This window comes from Rhodococcus sp. 7Tela_A2 (assembly GCF_049311045.1).
GTDB lineage: Bacteria > Actinomycetota > Actinomycetes > Mycobacteriales > Mycobacteriaceae > Rhodococcus.
Window position 1 is genome coordinate 16,967 of sequence record NZ_JAXION010000030.1, and the last position, 24,187, is coordinate 41,153.

Genomic DNA, 24,187 nt, shown 5'->3' on the forward strand with positions numbered 1-24,187 from the left:
CCGGCTCAGGCTCCTCGCACCGCGTGTGCGAACGCCGTCATCAACTCCGCACTCTTGATCCCGCGACCGGACTCGATGCCGCTCGAGACGTCGACGCCCCAGGCTCCCGACGTGGCGACCGCTCGCGCCACATTGTCCGGGGTCAAGCCGCCGGCGAGGATCCAGCGCCCGTCGGGGACAGCGCTGCGATCCTGCCAGTCCCACGTGACCCCGGCACCCGCAACCGCACCGTCGACGAGCAGCAGATCGGCGCCCAAATCCTCGGACACCGACGCGGCGCCGCTCTTGTTCACCGCACGGACGACAGTCAGTCCCGCCTCGTGGAGCACCCGGACGTCGTCCGCCGAACGCAAGTCGTGCACCTGGACGTGGTCGAGGCCGGCCGCACGGGCTGTCGCGACGATCTCGTCGAGAGCCATCTTCACGTAGACCCCCACCGCGAGTGTTCCGTCGGGCACCCGCGACCGCAGTCGCGTCGCCTCTTCGGCAGACACCCGGCGCGGACTGTCGGCGAAGACGAAGCCCACCGCGTCGACACCCAGTTCGACGGCCAGGTCGACCGTGGCCTCGTCTCGAAGCCCGCACATCTTGATGAACGTCATCGCCTGCCTTCCGTCCTCGTTCCCTACGAGGATATGGGTACGGCAGGGAGGCTTTTCGACCCGCTATGCGGCGAGGGAGAGGGCGACGCTGGCGCACCCGGGGCACAGCGCGGTGGGGTCCACGACCCAGCCGTTGGCGCGGGCTGCGAGCGCGGCGACGGTGTAGGTGTGTGCGACAGTCCGGTAGGAGTGGTCACATCGCTCGCACCGGAACGACCAGCGCTGGGCACCGAAATGCTCGGTGCCGCGTGTTGCGACGTCCTGCGTGGCGATGCCCTGCGTCGGGGTGACCATCCGAAGATCTGCCTTCTGGCGCACAGGTCTGCACCTTTCTCCTTCTGCGCGTCCCGCGCGGTGCGGACGCAACTTCCCACCGTCAGGTACCCGTTTCGGTGCCGGAAAACGTGAGATCTGCGTCACACGCCTGGTGTGTCGTCGGGTGGGGAGAGCGTTCCCACCCGTGGGGCCGGGTCGGAAGCTGCGCCCGGAAGACGCCCGAGTTCGGCACCGGACGCGGTGTCCTGACGCACTGTGTCCTGACGCAGCTGTGCGAGCCAGATCAGGAAGCCGACGCCGATCATCACGTACGCGCCGCCTACCAGGTGTTGCGGCAGCGCCCACTCGAGTTCGCGTCCGTCGCCCGCCGGCAGCAGGTGGTGCGGCCCGATGAGGAAGACCGCACCGATGGCGACAGCAACGGCGACGTTGCGCCGGCTGGGTGCACGCAGCACCTCGAGTGTCAGCACCATCAGTGCCGGAGCGACCCAGACCCAGTGGTGCGACCACGAGACCGGCGAGGCGAGAAGCACCGCAGTCGCAGTGGCGAGCAGCGCCGTCACGAGGTCTCCCCGCGAGAGAGCGAGACGGATCGCGACGACCGCGACGATCAGCATGACGGCGACGGCACCGAGCCACAGCGCCGACTCGAGCGGGTCGGGCGGAGCGAACCGGGAGACGACGGCCTTGAAGGATTCGTTGGCCGCGTAGTACGCCGAGCCGATTCGCCCGGTGTCCGGAAGCGTGTGCAACCAGTACCGCGTGGACGCCTCGGGCAGGAGGACGAACGCCGCCGCAGAGAAACCGAGTGCGGAGACGACGATGCGTGCGCTGGTCCGCCAATCGCGCGCGAGCAGGAACAACAGCAGGAAACCCGCGGGTGTCAGCTTGATGGCGGCGGCAAGACCGATCAGCACACCCCGGGGCCATTTGGGTTTGGAGGCGAGTACGTCGACGGTCACCAAGGCCATGAGCACCAAGTTGATCTGGCCGAAGCTGATGGTTTCGCGGACCGGTTCGAGTTGGAGTGCGACGGCGACGGTGACCGCAGTGACGACCCAGGATGTGCGGTTCTCCAGGTCGGGACGCACACGTCCGAGCACCATGCGCACCGTCACCACGAGTGCTGCGACGGACACCGCGGTGAACACGAACTTGGAGAGTGTGACGGGGATCAGTGCGAGCGGTACGAAGAGGATCGCGGAGAGCGGGGGGTAGGTGAACGGCAGTCCGAAGTCGTCGACGACCGGAGGGATCGCACCGTAGAGGTCTCCGCCGTCGAGCAGCACGTGTGCGCCCATGCGGTAGACCAGCAGGTCGATGTAGTCGTTACCGACCAGAAAGGCGATCGTCGCGGCGATCGAGAGACCGAAGATCACCGCGATCGCGGTGGTGTGTGCGCGGAGGTCGAGGGAGAGTTCGGTCGATGGGCGGTCGTCGTCTCGCTTCAGCCATAAATGTCGCACTCGATGACTTTACTGATCTTTCCTCGATCTTCGGGCAACCTCAGCTGTCGATCCGGATTCCGAGGTGTGCGGCGAACATGCCTGCGAGTGCGACGGCCTGATGGCCGCTGATGGTCGATCCCCTCAATCCGTCCAGATTTCTGATCACTCCGATCTCCGCGCCCCGGAAGTCGACGTGCGCGAGAGTGGCGCGGTTCACATCGAGGTCGCCGATTCGGCTGTCTTCGAACGCCACCCGCGTGAGGTTCGCTTCGGCGAGGTCGAGTTCGTCGATGATGCATCCCCGGAACAGCACGTCACGCAGGTTCCCTGCGCGCAGGTTGATCAGGCTGATCTTCGAATCGGTCACCACCACCGAGCGCAGTCCGGAGTCGTACAGGTCGAGCGCGCCGATCCGGCTGCCGACGATCCGCACGTTGTGCAGGGTGCTGCGGGAAGCGGAGAGCTTCGGTGCGTGCATCCGCTCGATGCGGGTGTCGACCATTCGTGCGCTCGTGAAGTCCGTGCCGTCGACGGACACCCCGGTGAGCTCGCACTCGGACAGCGTCACACCCGCGAGATCGAGTCCGGACAGGTCGACGTCCGAATACCGCATTCGCTCGACGGTGGTGTGCGCCGCCAGGTCGCCGGCGTCCCCGTCGTCGAGTTCGACCGGCCGACGTCCGTCGATCTTCGGGGGCTTGGTGGTGGTCCGGGAGGCGCGAGTGGTCATGCGACCAGTGTCGCCCGTACGGGTGCCGCGCAGATCCGGACCCTCCGCGTGATCGGGCGACCGCAATCTGATCCTTCCCCGCCGGAGGGGTCGAACAGGTCATGCATTCGAACATATGATCGAACGGTGAAGCTGTATCGAATCCCGTCCGGCTGGGCCGAACCTGCTCCCGCGCGCTGCCCCAACGGGCATCGGCTGGGACCGAACCGGACGCTGGTGGGATCGCAGGTATGCGACTGCGGCGTGATGCACCGGACACATGCGTGCCGCGTGTGCGACGCCGTGGTCTACAGCCCGCCGCTCGGGGACCGCTGTCGTGCGCGTGCATTCGACGAGCGGTGATCAGTGAATCCTGACACAAGCGTGGACAAAGAGATTTATCGTGGGCGCGGGAGGAAGTGAAGTAGGCAGTTGTAGCGCGAGGGGTATCGCAACCGCGGGAGCGGGTGCGGTATTGCTACCGGTCACGCCGGACGCCGTCGCTGCGGAACCCGGCGGGGCGGTCGAGTGCCCGTCGGAGTAGCTGTGAACCCAGGAGTGATGTGAGCAGGGAAGCCCCGCCAGCGAAATGAGGGGGAGGAGCCGGCGGGGCCCTGCGCTGTATCTCCATGTGTGTCGGGGAGGACTTCTGGAGACACGGCCACCTGAATGTGGCCGTCGGGGAGTTTAGGTCAGGTGCGCGCACCCGGTCCAGCATCGAGACGAAACCGATACCCAAATCGGTTGCGGGGATGTGGATCGCAGGGTCGGCAGCCTCGCCTAGTGCCGATTCCGAGGTCCGCGCGGGGGCACACTCACGTCCTGTTGCGCGGCCAGGATCTGCTGGGGCATCGCGCGTGTCTCGTCGACGTCGACGCTGCGGGGCGCGGGTCGTGGCCGACGCTCGTGTCTGCGCCGGTTGCGGGCGGTCGTCCGGAAACCCCAGGCCGAAATGGCGAGTGCCACCCCGGAAAGCAGGTCCGCTTCGGTGAGCCCGTGGTCGGGAGTGACGGAGTACAGCACCCGTCCTTCCAGCATTCCGTTCATGAGGAACCAGAGTGCGGCGGCTACCGCAGCGGCGAGGCTCGAGAGGGCGTGCGGCCTCGCCAGGCACCATGTCGATGCCGCGAACAGCGAGCACATGGCGACGAGCGAGTAGAACAGGGCGTGCTGCATGGGCTCCCTCTCGTTGCCGGCGGCGGTGCCCCACTGTACTGGGGAGGGCATCTGCCGATGCAACGACGGCGTGTCGGCGCCATGCCGGCAGCAACCGGAATGGCGCCGACCGCCGAGTCGTTCGGGCAGCGACGGTGATTCGCTGTGTCAGCAGCCCGGTACGGCGCTGCCGTCTCCCTGGATGGCCAGCAGCGCGCAGAACGTCGCGGCACTGACCTTCCACGTGCCGTCCTCCTCGATCGCCTCGCCGGACTGATCGGGAAGTACGGGGGCACCGTTCATGAGCAACGTCCACGAGACCGTGGCGGTGCCGTCATCCGCGACCGTCACACCCTCGACGGTTGCTGCCGTCGCGGAGGCCTGGGGGTCGGTGGCCATGCCCTCGAGGGCGGGAAGGAAGTTCTCGCCGTTCTCCACCACGCCGGCGCGCGTGGCCGCCGGGGTCGTCCCGTCGAAGAAGGTGACATAGGACGCGGTCACCGCCTCCGTGGTAGCAGTGTCGGCCGAGGCCGCTTCCGCAGTTGGAGTGGTAGTGGTGGCGACGCTGGACGTGGTGGAGGTGTCGTCGCCGGACGTGTCTTCGCTGGAATCGCTGCAGCCTGTGACGACTGCGGCGGCGACGGCCATCGAACCGCAGACGGCGAGCGCACGACGGGTGATCGAGACGCGCATGTGAGTCCTCTCCGGGTGCCGGACGTTTTCCGTCACCCTGTTCGACCGGCAGTGGAATCCCGCTACCGGAGATGTGGTCGTGGTCGTGACGGAGACGCGGTCGCGACCTCGAGTCGTTACGGCGAACCGTGTCGTCTAGGACGATCCGTCCCGGCGGGGCAGACCGTCGGAGAGAACCGCCAGATCGAAGGCTTGGCGGGCCATCCAGAACCGGAGAAAGCCGGTGAGCGAGTACCGCAGGAACACGGCGGATCCCACCACGGCCACCGCAACGCCGACGATCGCCATCACGATCGCGTCGCGTTGCACGAGAGCGTCGGAGGTGTTGTGCGACAGGAAGTACGACGCCACGCCGAGCACGGGACCTGCCACCATCAGGATGAGGCCGAGGCGCAGCCAGAGGTCGTGTCGCCCGGCCGCCGGATCCGGGATCTTCAGTTGGGCGAGTTCGCGGGTGAACCTGTCGGCGCGGTCTTCGGTCGAGGTCATGGCGCACTTCCTAGGTAGAGGGATGCGAGTTCGGTGCGTAGGTCTTCCGGATGTCCCTGTTGCTGGATCCGCCCGCGGATCAGCACCGCTGCGTGATCGGCGAAATCGAGTACCGCGTCGGCGAACTGCTCGACGACGAGCACGGCCACTCCGCTCCGGGCGATCTCCGAGACGTGGTCGTAGAGCTGGGCAACGATCATCGGTGCCAGACCCATGGACAGCTCGTCGAGCAGGAGCACGGCGGGGTCGGTGGCGAGACCGCGGGCGAGCGCCAGCATTTGCTGTTCGCCCCCCGACAGTGTTCCCGCGGTCTGCGCCGCTCGCTCGGCCAGAATGGGAAAGCGCGAGAACGCGATCTCCTCGACCTCGGCTCGTGGACGACCGGTGAAGGTCATCATCAGGAGGTTGTCCCGAACCGACATGTTGGGGAACACCCCTCGGCCTTCGGGGATAAGGCACACTCCCGCCCGTGCCAGATCCCGGGGCGCGACTCCCGTGGCGTCACGGCCGCCGAGTAGTAGCTGCCCGGACGAGACGGGATGAACGCCGGCCGCGACCCGCAGGGTGGTGGTCTTGCCGGCTCCGTTGGGGCCGAGCAACGCCACCACCCGACCCGCAGCGACCTGCAGGTCGATTCCGTGAAGAACGGTGATGGCGTCGTATGCGGCTCGGACACCGCGCATTTCGAGTATGGCGCTCATGACTTCCCCAGATAGGCTGCGAGCACGGTCTCGTCGCTGCGGATGACACCCGGTGGCCCGGACGCGATGATCTTCCCGAGATCGAGCACGTACACCGTGTCGCACACGCTCATGACGAGTTCCATGTCGTGCTCGACCAGCAGGACGGCGGTCCCGTCGGCGGCGAGCGCGCGCAGGAGCGCGGCGAACAGTTCGGTCTCCTGCACGTCCTGGCCTGCCGCCGGCTCGTCGAGGAGGATGAGGGACGGACGCACCGCAAGTGCCCGCGCCACCTCGACGAGGCGTCCCATGCCGGTGGACAGTGAGTCGGCGGTGGTGTCGGCGAGATGTTCGATACCCAGTCGGGCGAGTATCTCGTCGGCGACGCGCCCAGCGTGTCGTCGCTCGGGTCCCAATTCTGCTGCTACGCGCAGGTTGTCGCGCACGCTGAGTCGGCCGAACAGTTCGAGGCGTTGAAATGTACGGGCGAGCCCGTGTCGTGCGCGGCGAGCCGGACCGGCGCGTGTCACGTCCCGGCCGTTGAGGGACACGGTGCCCGAGAGGGGTTTCCGGAGTCCGGAGACCACGTCGAACAGAGTGCTCTTGCCCGCACCGTTGGGGCCGATCAGTCCGGTCACCTCTCCGCGTTCCGCGGTCAGCGCGACCCCGTCGAGCGCGCGGTGGCCGCCGAACGCGACCGAGATGTCGTCAACTGCGAGTTGTGACGGCACGATCGAGCACCTCCTCGTCTTCCGCAGTCCATGGACGCTTCACGCCCCACCACTCCACGGGGATCTCCTCGGAGTGCGGAACCGGCCTGTGGCGGGCGGCAGCCCAGCTCCGTGCGGCCAGCGCTCCGGCGACGATCCCGGCGATCAGCACGTATCCGTTGATCACGTCGATCAGTCGCAGTAGCCAGAGCAACACCACCCAGGTGACGACGGCCGCGATCACGAGTGCATCGTGGAAAACCGGTTCCCAGCGCCGCCGCAGCGACGGGACCACACCGTCGTCCACCGCGCCGGACCCGTACGCGAGACCCGCGGCGGCCGGTGCGACCTGAACGAGGTTCTGCGCGGCGGGCCACAGTGCCACGATCGCGTTGAACGGTCCGGCGAGCATCGACCCGGTGAACAGTCCGTTACCCACCACCCCGAGGCCGCCTACGACCGCGATGAGGAAGATCGACAGTCCGGCAACGAAATTGAACTGGTCGGCCGCGACGGATTGCAGTTGCATCCCGTACAGTGCACCGCCGAGACCGGCGATGCCCGCGGAGATCGCGAAGACGACGATCTTCGTCAGAAGCAGGCTGCCGCCGAGCGTTGCGTATGCGGCTTCGCTGTCGCGCAAGGCGATCAAGCGCCTGCCGAGCCTGCCCCGCCGCAGTGCCGCGATGCCCGCGGTGACCAGCGCGAGGCAGACTGCCGAGAACACCGTCAGTTCGGCGGGGGTGTCGACCTGCATCCCGAACAGTGACGGGCCGACGAGTTCTACCGACCCCTGGTCGAACAGCGCGATGTCGATGCCGAAGAGTTCGAACGACGGCAGCGAGAAGATCCACCGGTCGAGCACGACGGCGATCGCGGCCGTGCCCAGTGCCAGGTACACCCCCGACAGCCGGAGGGCGGGTACCGCGACGACGGCTCCTGCGACGCCCGCGACCACCACCGCCGCGATCAGCGCCCACCACTGTCCGTCGCCGCCGAGGTGTGCGCACGCGATCGCACCGATGCCGGCCATGCTGAGCTGGCACAGCGAGATCTGGCCGGCGTACCCGACGAGCGGGACGAACGACAGCGCGATGACACCGAAGGCGAAGATCTGTCCGTAGGTGACGAGATCGCCCGCGCCGAGCACGGTGGCGAGGAGGAGCCCGAACGCCACGATGACGCCCGCGAACGCGAACGTTCCGCGCACCGACGGCAAGGGAACCGGGCTCAGGTGACGGTCTCGCCCGCGCAACCTTCCGTGCGGGAAGAGCAGCAGCGCGAGCAGCAACACGATCGCGGGTGCGGCCAGCCGCAACCCCGGGAGGTACTCGTTCTGCGGCAGATAACCGGCAAGGTAGGCCTCCATGCAGCCGATCACGATCGCGCCGACGAAGGTCATCGGCAAGCTCTTCAGCCGCCCGAATATCGCTGCGGCATAAGCACTGACGATCAGCAGCGACAACTGGGTGGCATCGAGCGCCACCATCGGCGCGATGAGGATCCCGCCGAGGGCCGCCAAGGTGGTGCCCAGGATCCAGGCGACGCGGTTGGCGCGCACCGGGTCGGCGCCGGTGAGTCCGACGAGGGCCCGGTCGTCCACCGTCGCCCGCATTTCCGCGCCCGTGCGGGTGTTGAACATCAGCAACCGGAGCCCGAGCGCCACTACGACCGCGACGACCATCGTCAGGGCCTGATGCCAGGAGACCGTGGCCGCGCCGATGTGGAAGGAGTCCTTCTCGGCGAAGAACGTCGGGAGCGAACGGGACTTGTTGGGATCCCAGATCCACCGGGCGACGGCGATCAGGCCGCTGAGCATCGCGATTGTCATGACGAGCCTCTCGGCTTCCCCGAGACGCTGTACGGGCCGCATCAGGTGCTCGACCAGTATCCCGAACGCCGGCGCCAGCACGAACAGCACCGTGATCACCGACAGCCACACCGGCCAGCCCCAGCCGATGCTGAGTTGCCAGTACGCGAACGCGGCCATCATTCCGGTGGCGCCGTGCGCGAAGTTGAACACCCCGGTGGTCGTGTAGGTCACCACCAGCCCGCTGCTGATGATCGCGTAGATCGCAGCGGTGCTGAGGCCGACGATCCCGAAGGTGACGAACTGTTCCATTACTGGATGTCGCCCATGCTCTTGCCGACGTCGGCGAGTGTCATCGGCACGCCGTAGTCGCCGGGGTACGCGAACGGCGGAGTGTTGCATCGATAGAGCCCGTTGTCGGCTCCGAAGTCGGCCGTGACCCAACCTTCGGGTGTGGCTGCCTCGATGTTGAAACATGGTTGCGGTGGAACAGGATTCGCGAGGTTACCGGCGGCGTGGAGGCCACCGCCGGTCCATGCGTCTTCCTGCAGCGCAGCCTCGTAGACACAAGAGCGGGTGAGGTCGTCGCCGCAACTCGTCGCGGCTTTCGCGAACAGCGCCCAGGCGGACATCGCCCGTAGCGCCGGGAAGGTGATCTCGGCGTCCGGCGCGTATTCGGCGTACATGTCGAGGACCTGCTGGACGGCGGGCTCGTCGTCGGCGCTGCTCAAGGGAGCGCTGCCGCCCAGATCGACGTAGTTGTTCTGGAATTCGGCCGACTTCCCGAGAAGTTCGATGAACGAATCGTTGTATGCGTTGTTGTTGGCGTCGATCCAGTCGAGCTTGTAGTTCATCCCCGTGAGCACTTCTTCGAGCTTGGCGAGTTGCTTGAAGTCGCCGTAGAAGACCAGTCCGCGAACGTTTTTGCTCTTGATGGACTGTGCATAGGGGGTCCAGTCGGCGACGCCCATCGCGGGGTAGAGGTCGTTGTAGGTGAGGGTGCCACCTGCTGCGGTGATGCTGTCGACGGCTTGTTGCCCGAGGTCGCGGGTGACAGGCGAATCACCGTTGATGATTCCCACCGAACCCGCGGACTCCGGGTACTTCTCGGTGATGAGCCATTCGCGGAAGCCGTAGTAGGGGTCGTAGCCCGGAACCCGGCTGGGGGAGGCGCTGATCTCGAGATCGGCGCCCACTGCCTGCGTCTGCGAGACCTGGGCGGGGTAGCTGGGCAGCAGGCACGACAACCGTTCCTTGACGCCGAGACCGTCGAGCGCAGCGCCGCCGCCGACGAGGGCGAAGTCCTCGCGGCAGGCTTCGATCATCCGTTGCCGGACTTCCATCAGTTTCGCGTCGCGCGTTTCGGCTACGAGCGTGCGGCCGTTGATGCCGCCGGCGGCGTTGCACCATGAGGTGAACACATGTGCGGCATCGACGAATTCGGGGTTCTTGGTGAAGCCGACATCGGACAGGACGCCGACTCGGATCTCGTCGGCGGTCACGCCCTGCGCGGTCGCAGTCGTGGCGTCGCCCGGCCCGCAGAGACCGCTGAGGTCGCCGAAGTCGCCCGAAACGGATTGCGCGGTACCGCCGCGCGATTCGTCGTCTTCGGACCCACCACTTTCGCTGCGCCCGCTGCATCCTGCGGCGAGCACGGCGATCGCCGCCAGTGCGACGAGCGTCCGTTGTGCTTTCACGTCTGCCTCCTTCACCGGGCCGTTCGGCCAGCGCTGTGAACGGGTGACCCGGCGTCCGAAGCCCCCACTTCGCCGGTGTCGGGCATGATGCTTGCACAGGAGGGGAACCGACTTCTCGCTTTTGGAGAATCAGACAAAAGATTTTCCGTGCTCGACGAGACACGCGTCGTGCGACGTGGTAAGGGTCGTTCTGTCCCGGAAGCAACGATCGTCACGGAACAGGTATTACGGAACTGTTCGGCCCGGTCACGCCCGGGATGGGTGAATACGGCGCACGGCCGTGTCGCTCCCGGCACGACCGGCGGTCTCGACGGCCGGCACGCGGCGCGGCGTGCTGTTATCCCGCGCGGTGCCGGTCGCGGCCGTTGCCGTCAGGCCAGTTGGGCCTGATGAAGATGCCCTCCGCTTCGACGCAGATCCCGTGCGGCCCCGCGATGTGTCCGGTGACGAATCCCTTACGCCCCTCGATCCGGTCGAGTTTTGCTTCCCCGTGCAGATCGCCGAGAGGGGTGGGCCTGCGATAGCGCAGCGTGAGCGTGCCCGTCATTCCGGGTGAGCCGCCCACCCGGGCCGCGTCACCGAGCAGCTGGTCCAGGATCAGCGCCGAGACTCCGCCGTGTGTATGTCCCGCGGGCCCTTCGAAGCCGACATGCAGATGGAAGTCGGCCCACACGCGACCGTCGGGATCCTGGTTGATGCGGGGCAGTGGCGCGATCGCGTTCCGCAGTCCCATGGCGGCGTTGCCCCACACCCGGAAGTTGCCGGCGTCGTTGAACCGGGTACCGAAGGGGTGGTCCTCCTTCCGGCGCCCGAGCAACTCCCTCGCGGCTGCCAGGTGCTCCCGGGCCCGTCGCACGTCGTCGTCATCGGCTCGGCTCTGCACGGCAAGCGGGATCAGTGCGCGGACATCGTCGGCGAGCGGACCGTACAACGCGGCCTGACGAGCGATCTCCTCTTCGGAAAGCCCGTCGTTGACGAAAAGGCGGGCGGCAGCGTCGAGAGCATCGGTCATCGCGGGGTCTCCGGGTTCGTGTGAGGGGCCACCGCTAGTCGACCGTGTCCGTGCCCGCTGGTCAAACGCCGGTGCCGACGTGCGGGACGCAGGTTGCCGGTCGGGCGTGCCGGGAGAAGCGGGGACCCCGTCGGCGAATTCGAGGGGAGGGGCCGACGGGGCCGGCCGCAGCGCCGAAGGGGAGGAGGCGCGTGCAGCGTGTTGCGAGGAGCAACTCCGAAACACGCTATACGTCCTTCCGTCACGCTGCCGCGAAATGCAAGGTGACCCCGGGGGTGAATCGGGGACTCGGCGGCGGAGAGACTGCGCGTGCGGCCCTTGCCGGTCGGTCGAGGGCCGAAGCCGAGGCGGAGCGTCGTCCTCCGAGACAGACTCACCGTCGAGGGTGCAGGATGTACCGATACCCATCCGCCGATCTCTTGGGAGTAGGCATGTCGGCGACACCGCCCACCGAGTTCCGCGATCGCAACGGACTGGGAAACACTGCGCTGATCGCCGGCATCGTTGCCGCGCTGACCGCGTTCGTTCCTATCGTCGGCGACTTCGTGTCCATCCCCGCCGGCCTGCTCGCCGTGGTCTGCGGTTGGATCGGACTTCTGAGGATCGAGAAGGGCCTCGCGACGAACTACGTCGAGACCGTCGTGGGCACGGTGCTCGGAACGGGTGCGCTGTTCGTGGTGTTCATCGTCTTCGCGGCCACTCACAGTTCGGGCTGAGCCGAGTCGGCCGCCCTCGCCGGCGGACGCTGCAGGGTCACCGTGGTCAGGGCGAGCAGCTGGTCGTCTGCGCCGGCATCGACGAGACGGACGCTGATCACCGAATGGTCGGCCCCGTCGCGGACCACCGTGCCGTACGACCGTGCCGGACCGACGCGCACCTGGGACAGGAAGTGCATCTGAATGTCGGTCGCCACCAGATCGGGCCGCATCGCGTGTGCGGCCGACTCTGCGAGGAGGGCTTGCGCACCGCCCTGGATGGTGCCGATCATGTTGGCCACGAAGGGCGTTCGGTCGAGCTCGAGAACCCCTTCGTCCGGGTCGACGATGCGCATGCCGAGTCGGGAGTAGATCGTCCCGTCGACCGGCACGACCGGGTACTCACGGTCCACACCGACCCATTCGCCCGGCGTGTATTCGTCCGCCCTCGGCGCGGCGGCGCGCGGCAAGCGCGCGAACGTGACCAGCGCGCGGGCCGCGAGCACCGGACCGCCCTCACCGCCGGTATCGAGCGCGGCGATGAGCTCGTCGAGATCGGTTGTGCCGCGTGCGTCGTACACGTCTGCCGACACGTGGATCATCTTCTTGCCGATGCGCACGAGCTGTGCGTCGATGACGACGGGACCTTCCGTCAGCGGGCCGGTGGCGTGGAGGGTGAGGTCCTGGGTGGCGACCCAGTCCTGTCCGCAGGCGGCGAGCGCCGGACTCGAGGTGACGATGTCGACCAGCGTCGTCAGCACTCCGAGCGATGCCGAGCCCGCATCGGAGCGCAGTTTGTCGGTCAGGACCGAACGCATCACCGCGCGTTCCTTCGTGACGAGCCGTGAGAGCAGGCCGAAGTCGGACGAGAAGGTGTGCTGACTCATCACCAGCAGTGACGAACCGTCGCTAGAAATTCCATTCTCATTCATGAGAATCATATTGCCACCATCTCCCCGTCGAACGCTATTGCGCCGTCCGTGGACGGGCGTACTCTGCAATTCTGCATCCCCGCGCGAGTGACATGACGGGAGCCGGAGTGGCCGGAAGCCTGCGTGCTCGGCCGAGCCGATCGGGACGAACACCCGAGCGACCGGCATTCACATTGGTCGGTACCGTGCGTGTACCCCACGTCTTCGTGAGCCCGACGTGGGAGATCGCGCGCCGGATCGCCTACGCGATCGTGGTGCTCACGGTGGCGGTCGTGGTGGTGTACATCGGGCGGAGCGGTTTCCGGGATATTCAGGGCAATCCTCTCTCGTTGATGGACTGCATCTACTACGCCAGTGTGTCGCTGTCGACCACCGGCTACGGCGACATCTCGCCTGTCACCCCTGGTGCGCGCGCACTCAACGCACTGGTGATCACACCACTGCGCATCCTCTTCCTCATCATCCTGGTCGGCACCACCCTGGCGGCCCTGACGGAGAACTCCCGTCAGGTCCTTCGCATCCAGCGGTGGCGACGCCGCGTGCGCAACCACTACGTCGTGGTCGGTTACGGCACCAAGGGGCGCACGGCCGTCGACGCGATGATCAGCGACGGGATCGGGTTGTCGGAAATCGTGGTGGTGGACGTTGCCCGCTCTGTGATCGATGCCGCGGGCCGACAGGGCCTGGTGACGGTCCAGGGCACGGCGAGTCGCTCGGATGTACTGCGCCTGGCCGGAGTCCAGCGAGCGTCGGCTGTTGTCATCGCGACCGACCGCGACGACACCGCCGTCCTGATCACCCTCACCGCCCGGCAACTGTCCGGCGCCGCGCGCATCGTCGTGGCAGCCCGCGAGGTGGAGAACACCCACCTCCTGCGGCAGTCGGGCGCCGACACCGTGGTCGTCTCGGCCGAAACCGCCGGGCGGCTGCTCGGCGTCGCCAGAACCACCCCCAACGTGGTGGAGATGATCGACGACCTGCTCACACCCGAAGAGGGATTCGCCATGGCCGAACGGAACATCACGCCCGAGGAAACAGGGGTGTCGCCTCGTAGCCTGACCGACCTCGTCGTCGGCATCGAACGCGACGGGCGGCTGCTGCGGGTCGGCACGGCCGACGTCGACGTCCTTCGCGGCGGCGACCGCCTGTTGTATCTGCGTCATGTCTCCGGCTGACCACGCGCGGAGCGCCGCGAACCTCCACGCCGCACCCTCCGGCACCGCCAAGCGGGTACTCCTGGGACGGCCGCTGCGCAGCGACGCCCTCGGTCACACGTTGTTGCCCAAGCGTATTGCGTTGCCGGTCTTCGCCTCCGACGCATTGTCCTCGGTCGCGTACGCGCCGGAGGAGATCTTCCTCGTCCTGTCCGTTGCCGGGTTGTCGGCCTACGCGTTCTCGTCGTGGATCGGCATCGCGGTCGCGGTTGTGATGGCCGTGGTGGTCACCAGTTACCGGCAGAACGTGCACGCCTATCCCTCCGGGGGCGGCGACTACGAGGTTGCCACGAAGAACCTCGGGGTCGCGGCAGGCCTGACAGTGGGAAGCGCGCTGATCGTCGACTACGTGCTCACCGTTGCGGTCTCGATTTCCTCCGCCGCACAGAACATCGGTTCGGCCGTGCCCTTCATCGACCACCACAAGGTGCTGTTCGCGACGGCCGCCATCGTGATCCTCACCGCCGTCAACCTGCGAGGACTGCGGGAAGCCGGCGTGGCGTTCGCGATACCTGCCTACGCGTTCATCGGGTGTCTGGGCGCGATGGTGCTGTGGGGCCTGATCCGGATCTTCGTCCTCCACACCGACCTGCGCGCGCCCTCGTCGAACTTCGAATTGCATGCGGAGCAGTCGCACCTCGCAGGCCTTGCGTTCGTGTTCCTGATCGCGCGGGCATTCTCGTCCGGGTGCGCGGCACTGACGGGTGTGGAGGCGATCAGCAACGGGGTCCCCGCGTTCCGGAAACCGAAGTCCCGCAACGCTGCGACGACATTGCTGATGCTGGGTGCGATCGCGATCACGTTGTTCATGGGCATGATCGTGCTCGCGGAGCGGCTGGGTGTGGTGATCGCGGAGGACCCCGCGACCCAGCTCACCGGAACACCGGAAGGCTACCGGCAGAAGACGATGGTCGCCCAGATCGCCGAGACGGTGTTCTCGGGGTTCCCGATCGGTTTCTACCTCGTCACCGGGGTGACGGCACTGATTCTCGTGCTCGCCGCCAACACCGCGTTCAACGGGTTCCCCGTGCTGGCGTCGGTGCTCGCACAGGACCGCCACCTGCCGAGTCAGCTGCGCACCCGCGGGGACCGGCTCGCGTTCAGTAACGGCATCGTCCTGCTCGCCGCCGCGGCCATAGCTTTGGTGTGGGCGTTCGACGCCGAGGTCACCAAGCTCGTCCAGCTCTACATCGTCGGAGTATTCGTCTCGTTCACGCTCAGTCAGATGGGCATGATCACGCACTGGACCCGGCATCTGGCCACCGAAACCGATCCACAGGAACGACGCCACATGCACCGTTCCCGGATCGTGAACTCGGTGGGTCTTGCGATGACCGCGACCGTGCTCGTGATCGTGCTGGTCACCAAGTTCGTGGCCGGCGCATGGATCGCCATCGTCGCGATGGTGGCGGTGTTCCTCGTGATGCGTGCGATCCACCGTCACTACGCGCGGGTCGCGGTGGAACTCGAGCGCGGTCAGTGGGACGGCGTGCTTCCCAGCCGGACCCATTCGCTCGTGCTGGTGTCGAAACTTCATCGGCCCACCCTCCGCGCGCTCGCCTACGCCCGCGCGACGAACCCTGACACGCTCGAAGCGGTCACCGTCAACGTCGACGACGAGGAAACCCGCCGGCTCGTCCACGCCTGGGAGGAGAGCGACATCGATGTGCCGCTGAAGGTCATCGACTCGCCGTACCGGGAGATCACCCGGCCCGTACTCGACTACGTCAAGCGGCGGCGAGGCGATTCACCGCGGGAAGTGGTCACCGTCTTCGTTCCCGAATACGTCATGGGGTACTGGTGGGAACAGTTGCTGCACAACCAGAGTGCGTTGCGGCTCAAGAGCCGGTTGCTGTTCCAGCCCGGTGTCATGGTCACCAGCGTGCCGTGGCAGTTGCGGGCGGCGCCCCGCCGGCCCGACGACCGCAACTGACGCACGCGTCTACACCCGAGCGGGCTGCAGTACCTCTCTCAGCACGGCGGCGAACCCTTCGGGCTCACCGGGCATTCCGTACTCGTCGCCGAGGAACCCACCGTGGTTTCCGGGGAACCACGTCACATCCGTTCCGAGTCGTGCCGCGAGGGCTGCCCCACCCCGCGCTGCCATCTCCTCGGCGGACTCGCGCCCGGCTGCGGGGACGATCCGGGTGGATGCGGCGGAAAGAACATCGAAATCCGGTTCGTAGCCCGTGCACGAGAGGATGTTCTGGCCTACCAGCGGGTCGTCACGCGTGCCGTCGTCCTCGGTGGGGAGACCGAAGGCGGCCGGATCAGGTGCGGGTGCCTCGAAGTAGGCGTCCGACAGTTCACCTTTCCACCCGACCAGCGTGATGAACTTCGCCATCGCCGGGCCCATCCCGCTGCGCAGGTAGGTGTCGTGGATGTCGGCGCACGCCGCCGCCATCCGGTCGCGGTCGGGGAGAATGCCCACAATCGGGGGTTCGTGTGCCACGAGGGTGCGCACGAGTTCGGGGTTGCCGGAGACCAGTTCCAGTGCGTTCACCGCGCCGCCGCTGGTCGCGAACAGGTCGACCGGTCCGGTTCCCAGCGCGTCGATCAGCGCAACCAGATCGTCGGCGTGCAGCCGCGGGGTCGATTCGATGGTGGTGTCGGTGCGCACGCCACGCCCGGTGCCGCGCGGGTCGTAGGTCACCACAGTCCGGTCGGTGAAGTACGAGGCCAAGGTGCCGAACGCACCGGCATCCATCGGCGATGCGGCGAGGATCAGGGTGGGAAACCGCTGCTCGCCGGACGAGGGTCGCACGTCGTAGACGAGCGACGCTCCGGGGACATCGAGCGTGCGGGTGTCGGGCTGGGTCATGGAGGCTCCTTCGATCCGGATGTACCCGTATCGACTCGGGGACGCCCGGAAACTCATCGACGCGTCCGGTTCCTCTGTGCCGTGCGCTCGCCTGCCGGGGAAGTCGCTGCTGCGGCGAGGATATGCGCGAGATCGCCGGGACGGCTCCACATGGGCCAATGCCCCGTCGGGAGGTCGACGACATCGACATCGCCGAGTGTCGACACCTCGGCGAACATGGGATGACCCGCGTCGGCCAGCTCCATTACCTGCGCGCTCGGGATCGAGCAGCACACCAGTGTGGTCGGGACGGCCCGACGCGCATCGTTGGTGAGCGTCACCAGCCCCCGTATAACAGGACCGGGTTCCGGAACGGCCCTGGCTCGAAAGCGTTCGAGAGCCTCGGCGGTCAGGCCCTCGAGGCCGGCCTGCTCCCCGAGCGCGTCGAAGGGAGGTAGGGGAAATTCGTCCAGATCCTCGGGCGCATCCGGGGCGAAGACACTGCCGGACGCGACGGGCCCACTGTCGACCCACACCACTCGGCGGACGAGCTCAGGATGCCGATCGAGCACCAGGCTCACCGGCGCGTTGGCTCCGCTGTGCGCCACGATCACTACCGGCTGGGCCTCGGAAGCCCCAGCCCGAATCATGGTCTGTTCGATCGCGGCCGCCTGGTCGTCGAGCGTCCTGGACGCCCTGTCGGCGTCCCGCTCATCGAGGCCCGGAAGCGTCATCGGGATGGATCGCAGGCCGTCGGCGCTCAGATGTTCCAGCACCTCGTCCCATGCCCAGGCCCCCAGCCAATGGCCGGCGATCAAGATGATGGTCGGGCTACTCGCATTGTTCGTCACACCACGATGCTCTCGCGCCGGCAGGACAACGGTGTGTCACCATTTTTGACATGGTTTTCTGCCGGGGTGGGAGATGAAGAGGGCGGAGCGACTCCACGCCCTGTCCGAGATGCTGCGACGCAGCGGACCGCGTGGATGCACTGCCGAGCGACTGGCACAGGAGTTCGGCGTGTCCGTGCGGACGGTCAAAAGAGACCTCACCGCACTCGAGAACAGCGGCGCGCCGATCTGGTCGCGTCCGGGCCCCGGCGGCGGCTACGGGCTGGTGGCCCGAGGCACCCTGCCCCCGGTCAGCCTCACCCCCGTGCAGGCAGTGGCACTACTCGCGGCAGTCTCTGCCGCACCCGATGCTCCGTACGCCGATCTCGCCTCGGCGGGCGTTCGAAAGATCATGGACGTACTCGATCCACAGACTCGGACGAAGGCCGATGCGCTGGCCGGTCGCGTCTGGGTCAACTCGCCTCCACCGCCACTTCGCGCGGTCAAGTCGGCGCTCGAGGAAGCGATGGCCGAGCAACGGGTGGTGCGTATCCGCTACACCGCGCGTGACGGCGACACGACCACCCGGGATGTCGAGCCGGTCATGTTCGCCTCCACGAACGGCCAGTGGTACCTGATCGGGTGGTGCAGGCTACGCAGCGCCATGCGGTGGTTCCTGGTGTCGCGTATCGAGCACGCCAGTGCAACCAGGATCGCCTGCAGCGGCCACCACCTCGACGAGATCGGCGTTCCCCCAGCAACAGCCAGGCCGGTGAGCGGCCGAGGCGAGACGACCGACGTCTCCGGTCGGTACGGCTAGGGAGCGTTCTGAGCGCGCCCGCGTCCGATGACACCGTCGCGGCGCTCGGCGACACGTTCCGGCGTGAAGTTCTCCATCCACTGCCGCGACGTCTCGTTCTCCACCCGCAGTGCCGGAGCGACGACGTGCTCCTCCGCTCGGCGGTACGACGCGAGCAGTGTCCGCACGCCCGCCCGGTCGTTGCCCGCGATGGTCGCGGCCAGATCCAGGGCGGCGCCGAGAAGCCGGTCGTGCTCCACCACCTCGGTCACCAATCCGACCCGCAGGGCTGTCTCGGCGTCGACGAAGTCTCCCGAGAGGCTCATGCGACGTGCGAACGCGCCGCCCACGGCGGCGGGAAGCCGGGAGGTCAGTCCCCAGCCGGGAAGCACCCCGACGCGCGCATGAGTGTCGGCGAACCGTGCGCGTTCGGAGGCAATGAGGAAATCGCACGCCAGTGCCATCTCGAGCCCGCCGGTGATGGCGGCGCCGTTGATCGCGCCGATCACGGGTTTCGACAGTGGTCGCCACGGATGGCCGACGGGGATGCCGTCGTCCGACAGGCGGCCCAGGTTGCCGCCGGAGCCGCCGAGTTCGCGCAGATCCAGTCCCGCACAGAACGCGGGGTCGGTGCCGGTCAGGACGACGACGTCGGTCGCCTCGTCGGCGTCCGCCGCCGCGAGTTCCGTGCGCAGTACCTCGATGAGGGCGGAGCTCAGTGCGTTGCGCTGTTGCGGGCGGTGGAACGTGAGCACACGGGTGGACCCGTGTTGTGCGGTGAGCAGGATCGGCTCGGTCATGTTCGTTCCTTCGCGGAGACGAGTTCGGCTGGCCTGCGGAGCGTAACGATCGCCGGGTCGTCCCGTCACCGATGACGTCCTGCCCGGCGTGGCGTTCCACTGGGCTGAATCGATGTGGCCGCCGCCACAGCTGCCTTTCTACTCTCGCGGTATCCGAGGAAGGGAAACGCCTTGATGCAGTCGCTCGACTGTCGCGCCTGTGCGGCCCGCGTACACGTCGCGAAATACAGCCCCGCTCATACGAGCATCCAGTGGACCGACTCCGCCCGCGCGGCCTGCCACGAAATCGCGGCAGCTCGTGATCTCGATCCCGCCGCATACGTCATGCGGTGTGCAGCATTGGATTGCACGGTCGACGAGGCGGTGTCGGAGGGAAAGCTCCGCGCGACCACGAGGGTCGAACCGTCCGTCCGGCCCCTCGCTTCCGAGGACACCGTCACCGCAGCCCGGTGACCACCGTGTCTGTCAGATTCCGCTCGCTCCGCCCGTACACCTCTTGGAGACCAGAATGACCGTCCAGCAGGATCGTATCGAGATCCGCAATATCGACACCGGCACCAACCCCACCCGATTCGCGCGAGGATGGCACTGTATCGGCCTCGCCAAGTCGTTCCGCGACGGAAAGCCGCACCAGGTCAAGGTGTTCGGCACCGACCTGGTGGTCTTCGCCGACACCTCCGGAACACTTCACGTGCTGGACTCGTACTGCCGGCACATGGGCGGCAATCTCGCACGCGGCGAGATCAAGGGCGACACCATCGCCTGCCCGTTCCACGACTGGCGCTGGAACGGTGAAGGCCGCTGCGAGGCAGTGCCTTACGCGCGCCGCACCCCGAAGGTGGCGCGCACCAAGAAGTGGACGACGATGGAGCGCAACGGCGTGCTCTTCGTGTGGAACTGCCCGCAGGGCACCGAGCCGACGCCGGAACTCGCGATCCCCGAGATCGAAGGCTACGAGGACGGGCAGTGGTCCGACTGGACCTGGACGACGATCCACGTCGAGGGCTCGCACTGCCGTGAGATCGTCGACAACGTGGTCGACATGGCGCACTTCTTCTATGTGCACTTCCAGATGCCCGAGTACTTCAAGAACGTCTTCGACGGCCACATCGCCGGCCAGCACATGCGTTCGTACGGGCGCGACGACATCAAGACCGGCGTCCAGATGGATCTTCCCGAGGCACAGACGATCTCGGACGCCTTCTACTACGGTCCGTCCTTCATGCTGGACACGATCTACACCGTGTCCGAAGGTAAGACCATCGAGTCCAAGCTCATCAACTGCCACTACCCGGTGACGTCGAACTCCTTCGTCCTGCAGTTCGGCACGATCGTCAAGAAGATCGACGGTATGACGGACGAGCAGATGTCGGAGATGGCGACGCTGTTCACCGACGGTCTCGAAGAGCAGTTCCAGCAGGACATCGAGATCTGGAAGCACAAGACGCGTATCGAGAACCCGCTCCTGACCGAAGAAGACGGCCCGGTGTATCAGTTGCGGCGCTGGTACAGCCAGTTCTACGTCGATGTCGAGGAGGTCACTCCCGAGATGACCCAGCGCTTCGAGTTCGAGGTCGACACGAGTCGTGCCCTCGAGTCGTGGCACAAGGAAGTCGAGGAGAACCTCTCCGCCACAGGGGAGTAACAGCCGGAGCCCGGGGGGCCCCCCCCCGCGCGGGGGGCACGGCTCAGTTGTGTCGACGTCGCAGGCCGTCGACGAATACCGAGATCACGGTGCGCGCCAGATCGGCTGTCGTCGCGTCGGGACCGGACCGGAACCAGCGCGACGCGTGCCAGACGGCGTCGTAGAGCAGTTCCCGGAACACTTCCGGGTCGATATCCGAACGGAACGTGCCGTCGGCGACGCCGTCGGCGATCGCCTCGCGCCACGCGACTTGCATGGCGTCGGCCGTCTCGACCATGTCGGCTTCGACGACGCGTTCGCGCATGTACTCGCCTTCGCGTCGCCAGATGGACGTCGCCCCGTGGTACTGCTCGCTGGTCGCCAGTGCGATCTCGGCGAGTGCTTCGAGTCGTTCGACGGGGGGCAGTTTGCGCTCCGTCACCTCGGCGCAGCGCGCCGTGAGGTCTTCCAAATACTCACGGATGAGTTCGGTGACGATCGCTTCCTTCGACGGGAAGTAGTGGTAGAGCGCCCCGGAGTACACACCGACAGCGTCGCCGATCTCGCGAATCGTGGTCGCCGTGACACCTTTCCGGGAGAAGATCTCGGCCGACCGGTCGAGGATCTGCCTTTTGCGTTCGTGTGGATCCACTTCGAGCCTCCTGCCGTCGGGCACCGGCGTACCTCGGCAGGCCATTGTGCCAGACCTCATTGATCAAACGATCAATGAGGTCCCATCCCTCACGCTCACCAGGAGTATGTATGACAACCTCGCAGACGGTCGCACCGGTCCCGAACACGGTTCTGGCCGGCGAAACAGCTCTCGTCACGGGTGCCGGGCAGGGCATCGGCCGCGGCATCGCCCTTGCACTCGCTGCCGCCGGTGCGCAGGTCGCCGTGGTCGGGCGCACGGCACGAACACTCGAATCGGTCGCCGACGACATCACCCGCCGGGGCGGTGTGGCGCAGCCCTACGTGTGCGACGTGACCGACGCCGAGGCGGTCGCGCGGCTCGTTCCGGCTGTCGCCGAACGTTTCGGCGGAATCACCGTGCTGGTCAACAATGCCCAGACCCCGGCGCCCGGGCCACTGCTCGACCTGGACGAGGCGACATACCGGGAGTGCATGGAGTCGGGTCCTACGGCGACGTGGCGGATGATGCGCACGTGCCACCCCTACCTGCGCGGGCACGGGGCCGTCGTCAACCTCGGGTCGGCGGCCGGAATCCGGTGGAACCCTTCGGGCACCGGCGGATACGCCGCGGCGAAAGAAGCCGTCCGGGTACTGACCCGCACCGCGGCGTGCGAATGGGCCGGCGACGGTATCCGCGTCAACGCGATTCTGCCGCTCGCGAATTCGCAGCCGATGGAAGAGTGGGCCCGCGCTGATCCCGACGCCGCCGCGGGGTACCTCGACACCGTGCCCCTCGGCCGGCTCGGCGACCCGGAAACCGACATCGGCCCGGCGGTGGTGTTTCTGTGCAGCGACGCCGCGCGATACATCACCGGTCACTCGCTGCCTGTCGACGGAGGGCAAGCGCTGGTGCGGTAACGGCGCGGTGTGCCTCGCATTCACCCCACGCGGCGTTGTGGGGTGGTGGTCCGGGAGAGGCTGCGCCAGATCGTGCGGGCAGCCACTCGAACCGGCGTCGTGAGGTGGACGGCGTCCACCTTGTCGGCGGCGCCGGTGACGGACACGGCACCTATGTAGGTGCGCCCGTCGCCGATCGGTGCTGCGACGCACGCGATTCCGGGAATCGATTCGCCGCGCTCATGGGCCACGTGCCGCTCCCGGATCCACGCGATCTCGTTGCGCAGCCGTGCTGCGTCGATACCCACCGGCGGAGCGAGTTGCTCCGCGGTGGACGTCCCGGTGGGGTCGAACCGGGTGTGCGCGATGAGTGCCTTACCCAAGGCAGTCCGGAAAGCCGGTTGACGTCCCCCGATGCGCGACGGGACGGGTACCGATTCCCGGCCTACCTTGTCCAGGTAGCGCACTTCGCTGCCGTCGAGGACTGCGAGGTGGACCACCAGTCCCGTCACGGCGTGCAGTTCGTGGAGAACCGGGTGTGCGGCGCGGTGCAGTCCGTCGTGGTGCTGCGCGAGTGCGCCCCATTCGAAGATGGTGCGGCCGAGAGCATACGAGTGGCCCTCTCGCCGAACCCAGCCGAACTCCATCAACTGGGTGAGGAGCCGATGTGCCGACGACCTCGGTAGCCCTGTCCGAGAAGATAATTCGGACAGGGTGAGTTTGTTGTTGGTCTGGAACGCATCGAGCAGTCCGGCGACGCGGTCGACGACAGCCGCGGGGAAGCCGTCACAGTTCCTCACGAAACCTCCATATGGATGGGGCACGCCGGCCCACGAGTATTGATCGCTCGATCAATCAACCGAAGAAGACAGTAGCAGGGCAGCATGTTCTCGGGAAGAGGTTTCTTCAGGTCAGGAGTGCCGACACCGCGTCGGCGGCGCTGCGAACCAGCCGGCTCGCCCCCTCGGGAATGCGCCCCTGAGGGCCGGCCAGCGACAGTGCGGCGATCTCCCCGCAGCCTGCATCGAAGGCCGCGGCCACGCAGCGGACCGGATTTCCGCCGCGAACGACGCCCTCGGAGTAGAGGAAGCATTCGGAGTGGGCGTGGTCCGACGGTGCGCCGTCCCGGTGGCGCAGCAAGGCGATGCCCGCCGCCGTCTCGTGCGTCGGTCGGCGTTGGCCGACGTGGGAGGGTATTTCGGTTGCCCAGCGCCCGCCGATCTTCTCGAGATAGAGCAGGCTTTCACCGTCGAGGACGGCCAAGTGGACCGCCAGGCCGGTCTGGGTCTGAAGGTCGTACATCGTGGGTAGGGCGGCCTTGTAGATCCGGTCGCGTTCGCGGGCCTGGGCACCGAGTTCGATCATCTTGGGGCCGAGGCGGTACGTGGTGCCGGTGCGGCTGATCCAGCCGACCTTCACCAGTTGCACCAGCATCCGGTGGGTCGTCGAGCGCGGAAACCCTGTGCGCTGAGCCAACTCGGTGAGGGTCAGGCCCTCGGCGGTGCGGAACGGTTCGAGCAGAAGGGTGACACGCCCCAGGACGGACTGGGGACTGTCGGATACGTCGGGCACAACGCCCTCCTCGGAACGGGATGCGGAGCGTGTTGATCGGTTGATCAATGGATGGGTACGACTGTAACGCGGAGGCGATCGGATGCACAGAAGCGCCGCGACGGATGTCG

General features: G+C 67.0%; 27 protein-coding genes. 8 read left to right on the forward strand and 19 right to left on the reverse strand.

From position 1 onward, the window contains the following. Positions 1-5: 5 nt before the first annotated feature. The 4 genes from TVH25_RS08105 to TVH25_RS08120 all read right to left on the reverse strand — a co-directional run bounded on the left by TVH25_RS08105 (position 6) and on the right by TVH25_RS08120 (position 3,056). On the reverse strand, positions 6-602 hold the full coding sequence (locus TVH25_RS08105; protein ID WP_169618900.1) for a phosphoribosylanthranilate isomerase: 597 nt from the start codon (positions 600-602) through the stop codon (positions 6-8). A gap of 63 nt (positions 603-665) precedes the next feature. Then, positions 666-920, reverse strand: coding sequence for a hypothetical protein (locus TVH25_RS08110; protein ID WP_206036410.1), 255 nt, complete (start codon positions 918-920; stop codon positions 666-668). A 98-nt stretch (positions 921-1,018) separates the two neighbouring features. Then, positions 1,019-2,344: a glycosyltransferase 87 family protein gene (locus tag TVH25_RS08115; RefSeq protein WP_422423789.1), complete on the reverse strand. Its 1,326-nt coding sequence runs from the start codon at positions 2,342-2,344 to the stop codon at positions 1,019-1,021. 40 nt (positions 2,345-2,384) lie between these two features. Then, on the reverse strand, positions 2,385-3,056 hold the full coding sequence (locus TVH25_RS08120; RefSeq protein WP_422423790.1) for a pentapeptide repeat-containing protein: 672 nt from the start codon (positions 3,054-3,056) through the stop codon (positions 2,385-2,387). Positions 3,057-3,182: 126 nt separating this feature from the next. On the opposite strand from TVH25_RS08120, the gene TVH25_RS08125 reads away from it, so the two are divergent. Continuing rightward, positions 3,183-3,398: a hypothetical protein gene (locus tag TVH25_RS08125; RefSeq protein ID WP_169618904.1), complete on the forward strand. Its 216-nt coding sequence runs from the start codon at positions 3,183-3,185 to the stop codon at positions 3,396-3,398. A 417-nt stretch (positions 3,399-3,815) separates the two neighbouring features. Here TVH25_RS08125 and TVH25_RS08130 read toward each other — a convergent pair whose 3' ends face one another. The 8 genes from TVH25_RS08130 to TVH25_RS08165 form a co-directional block, all read right to left on the reverse strand. Continuing rightward, the gene (locus TVH25_RS08130) at positions 3,816-4,262 is read right to left on the reverse strand and encodes a hypothetical protein (RefSeq protein WP_422423791.1); all 447 of its coding nucleotides are present in this window, start codon (positions 4,260-4,262) and stop codon (positions 3,816-3,818) included. 96 nt (positions 4,263-4,358) lie between these two features. Continuing rightward, positions 4,359-4,883: a hypothetical protein gene (locus TVH25_RS08135; RefSeq protein WP_422423792.1), complete on the reverse strand. Its 525-nt coding sequence runs from the start codon at positions 4,881-4,883 to the stop codon at positions 4,359-4,361. A 135-nt stretch (positions 4,884-5,018) separates the two neighbouring features. Further along, a complete protein-coding gene (locus TVH25_RS08140; protein ID WP_422423793.1) occupies positions 5,019-5,372 on the reverse strand; it encodes a hypothetical protein in 354 nt (117 codons plus the stop codon). Then, positions 5,369-6,073, reverse strand: coding sequence for an ABC transporter ATP-binding protein (locus tag TVH25_RS08145; protein WP_422423794.1), 705 nt, complete (start codon positions 6,071-6,073; stop codon positions 5,369-5,371). The genes TVH25_RS08140 and TVH25_RS08145 overlap by 4 nt, the downstream gene beginning before the upstream one ends. Beyond that, positions 6,070-6,783, reverse strand: coding sequence for an ABC transporter ATP-binding protein (locus TVH25_RS08150; RefSeq protein ID WP_422423795.1), 714 nt, complete (start codon positions 6,781-6,783; stop codon positions 6,070-6,072). The genes TVH25_RS08145 and TVH25_RS08150 overlap by 4 nt, the downstream gene beginning before the upstream one ends. Further along, on the reverse strand, positions 6,761-8,884 hold the full coding sequence (locus TVH25_RS08155) for an ABC transporter permease subunit (RefSeq protein ID WP_422423797.1): 2,124 nt from the start codon (positions 8,882-8,884) through the stop codon (positions 6,761-6,763). Before TVH25_RS08155 ends, TVH25_RS08150 begins: the two co-directional genes overlap by 23 nt. Further along, entirely contained in the window at positions 8,884-10,269 is a 1,386-nt protein-coding gene (locus TVH25_RS08160) for an ABC transporter substrate-binding protein (RefSeq protein WP_422423798.1), read from the reverse strand. Before TVH25_RS08160 ends, TVH25_RS08155 begins: the two co-directional genes overlap by 1 nt. A gap of 337 nt (positions 10,270-10,606) precedes the next feature. Then, positions 10,607-11,281 (reverse strand): hotdog domain-containing protein, encoded by a 675-nt coding sequence (locus tag TVH25_RS08165; RefSeq protein WP_422423799.1) that lies wholly within the window; start codon positions 11,279-11,281, stop codon positions 10,607-10,609. A gap of 431 nt (positions 11,282-11,712) precedes the next feature. On the opposite strand from TVH25_RS08165, the gene TVH25_RS08170 reads away from it, so the two are divergent. After that, the gene (locus TVH25_RS08170; RefSeq protein WP_296550490.1) at positions 11,713-11,997 is read left to right on the forward strand and encodes a hypothetical protein; all 285 of its coding nucleotides are present in this window, start codon (positions 11,713-11,715) and stop codon (positions 11,995-11,997) included. Here the strand turns inward: TVH25_RS08170 and TVH25_RS08175 are convergent. Beyond that, a complete protein-coding gene (locus TVH25_RS08175; RefSeq protein WP_296550491.1) occupies positions 11,982-12,908 on the reverse strand; it encodes a hotdog domain-containing protein in 927 nt (308 codons plus the stop codon). The two genes, TVH25_RS08170 and TVH25_RS08175, sit on opposite strands and share 16 nt — an antisense overlap. A 107-nt stretch (positions 12,909-13,015) precedes the next feature. Between TVH25_RS08175 and TVH25_RS08180 the strand changes: the two genes are divergently transcribed. Then, positions 13,016-14,083 carry a potassium channel family protein gene (locus TVH25_RS08180; RefSeq protein ID WP_296550559.1) on the forward strand — a complete coding sequence of 356 codons (1,068 nt, stop codon included), beginning with the start codon at positions 13,016-13,018 and terminating at the stop codon, positions 14,081-14,083. Continuing rightward, positions 14,070-16,055 (forward strand): APC family permease, encoded by a 1,986-nt coding sequence (locus TVH25_RS08185; RefSeq protein WP_422423800.1) that lies wholly within the window; start codon positions 14,070-14,072, stop codon positions 16,053-16,055. The genes TVH25_RS08180 and TVH25_RS08185 overlap by 14 nt, the downstream gene beginning before the upstream one ends. 9 nt (positions 16,056-16,064) lie before the next feature. Here TVH25_RS08185 and TVH25_RS08190 read toward each other — a convergent pair whose 3' ends face one another. After that, the gene (locus TVH25_RS08190) at positions 16,065-16,943 is read right to left on the reverse strand and encodes an alpha/beta fold hydrolase (RefSeq protein WP_296550493.1); all 879 of its coding nucleotides are present in this window, start codon (positions 16,941-16,943) and stop codon (positions 16,065-16,067) included. A gap of 53 nt (positions 16,944-16,996) precedes the next feature. Then, on the reverse strand, positions 16,997-17,773 hold the full coding sequence (locus TVH25_RS08195) for an alpha/beta fold hydrolase (protein WP_422423801.1): 777 nt from the start codon (positions 17,771-17,773) through the stop codon (positions 16,997-16,999). Between the two features lie 73 nt (positions 17,774-17,846). Between TVH25_RS08195 and TVH25_RS08200 the strand changes: the two genes are divergently transcribed. Further along, entirely contained in the window at positions 17,847-18,572 is a 726-nt protein-coding gene (locus TVH25_RS08200) for a helix-turn-helix transcriptional regulator (protein WP_422423802.1), read from the forward strand. Here TVH25_RS08200 and TVH25_RS08205 read toward each other — a convergent pair. Beyond that, complete coding sequence (locus TVH25_RS08205) at positions 18,569-19,351, reverse strand: enoyl-CoA hydratase (protein ID WP_378528139.1); 783 nt, start codon at positions 19,349-19,351, stop codon at positions 18,569-18,571. The genes TVH25_RS08200 and TVH25_RS08205 overlap by 4 nt on opposite strands. A gap of 174 nt (positions 19,352-19,525) precedes the next feature. Here TVH25_RS08205 and TVH25_RS08210 point away from each other — a divergent pair, with 174 nt between their 5' ends. Beyond that, a complete protein-coding gene (locus TVH25_RS08210; RefSeq protein WP_169651430.1) occupies positions 19,526-19,804 on the forward strand; it encodes a hypothetical protein in 279 nt (92 codons plus the stop codon). Between the two features lie 55 nt (positions 19,805-19,859). Further along, positions 19,860-20,996 (forward strand): Rieske 2Fe-2S domain-containing protein, encoded by a 1,137-nt coding sequence (locus tag TVH25_RS08215; protein ID WP_169618934.1) that lies wholly within the window; start codon positions 19,860-19,862, stop codon positions 20,994-20,996. A gap of 43 nt (positions 20,997-21,039) precedes the next feature. On the opposite strand, the gene TVH25_RS08220 is transcribed toward TVH25_RS08215, so the two are convergent. Beyond that, on the reverse strand, positions 21,040-21,627 hold the full coding sequence (locus TVH25_RS08220; RefSeq protein WP_296550497.1) for a TetR/AcrR family transcriptional regulator: 588 nt from the start codon (positions 21,625-21,627) through the stop codon (positions 21,040-21,042). 110 nt (positions 21,628-21,737) lie between these two features. Between TVH25_RS08220 and TVH25_RS08225 the strand changes: the two genes are divergently transcribed. Continuing rightward, the gene (locus TVH25_RS08225; RefSeq protein ID WP_169618938.1) at positions 21,738-22,526 is read left to right on the forward strand and encodes an SDR family NAD(P)-dependent oxidoreductase; all 789 of its coding nucleotides are present in this window, start codon (positions 21,738-21,740) and stop codon (positions 22,524-22,526) included. Between the two features lie 20 nt (positions 22,527-22,546). On the opposite strand, the gene TVH25_RS08230 is transcribed toward TVH25_RS08225, so the two are convergent. After that, entirely contained in the window at positions 22,547-23,305 is a 759-nt protein-coding gene (locus TVH25_RS08230) for an IclR family transcriptional regulator (protein WP_296550498.1), read from the reverse strand. A 106-nt stretch (positions 23,306-23,411) separates the two neighbouring features. Next, the gene (locus tag TVH25_RS08235; protein ID WP_296550499.1) at positions 23,412-24,077 is read right to left on the reverse strand and encodes an IclR family transcriptional regulator; all 666 of its coding nucleotides are present in this window, start codon (positions 24,075-24,077) and stop codon (positions 23,412-23,414) included. Positions 24,078-24,187 lie beyond the last annotated feature (110 nt).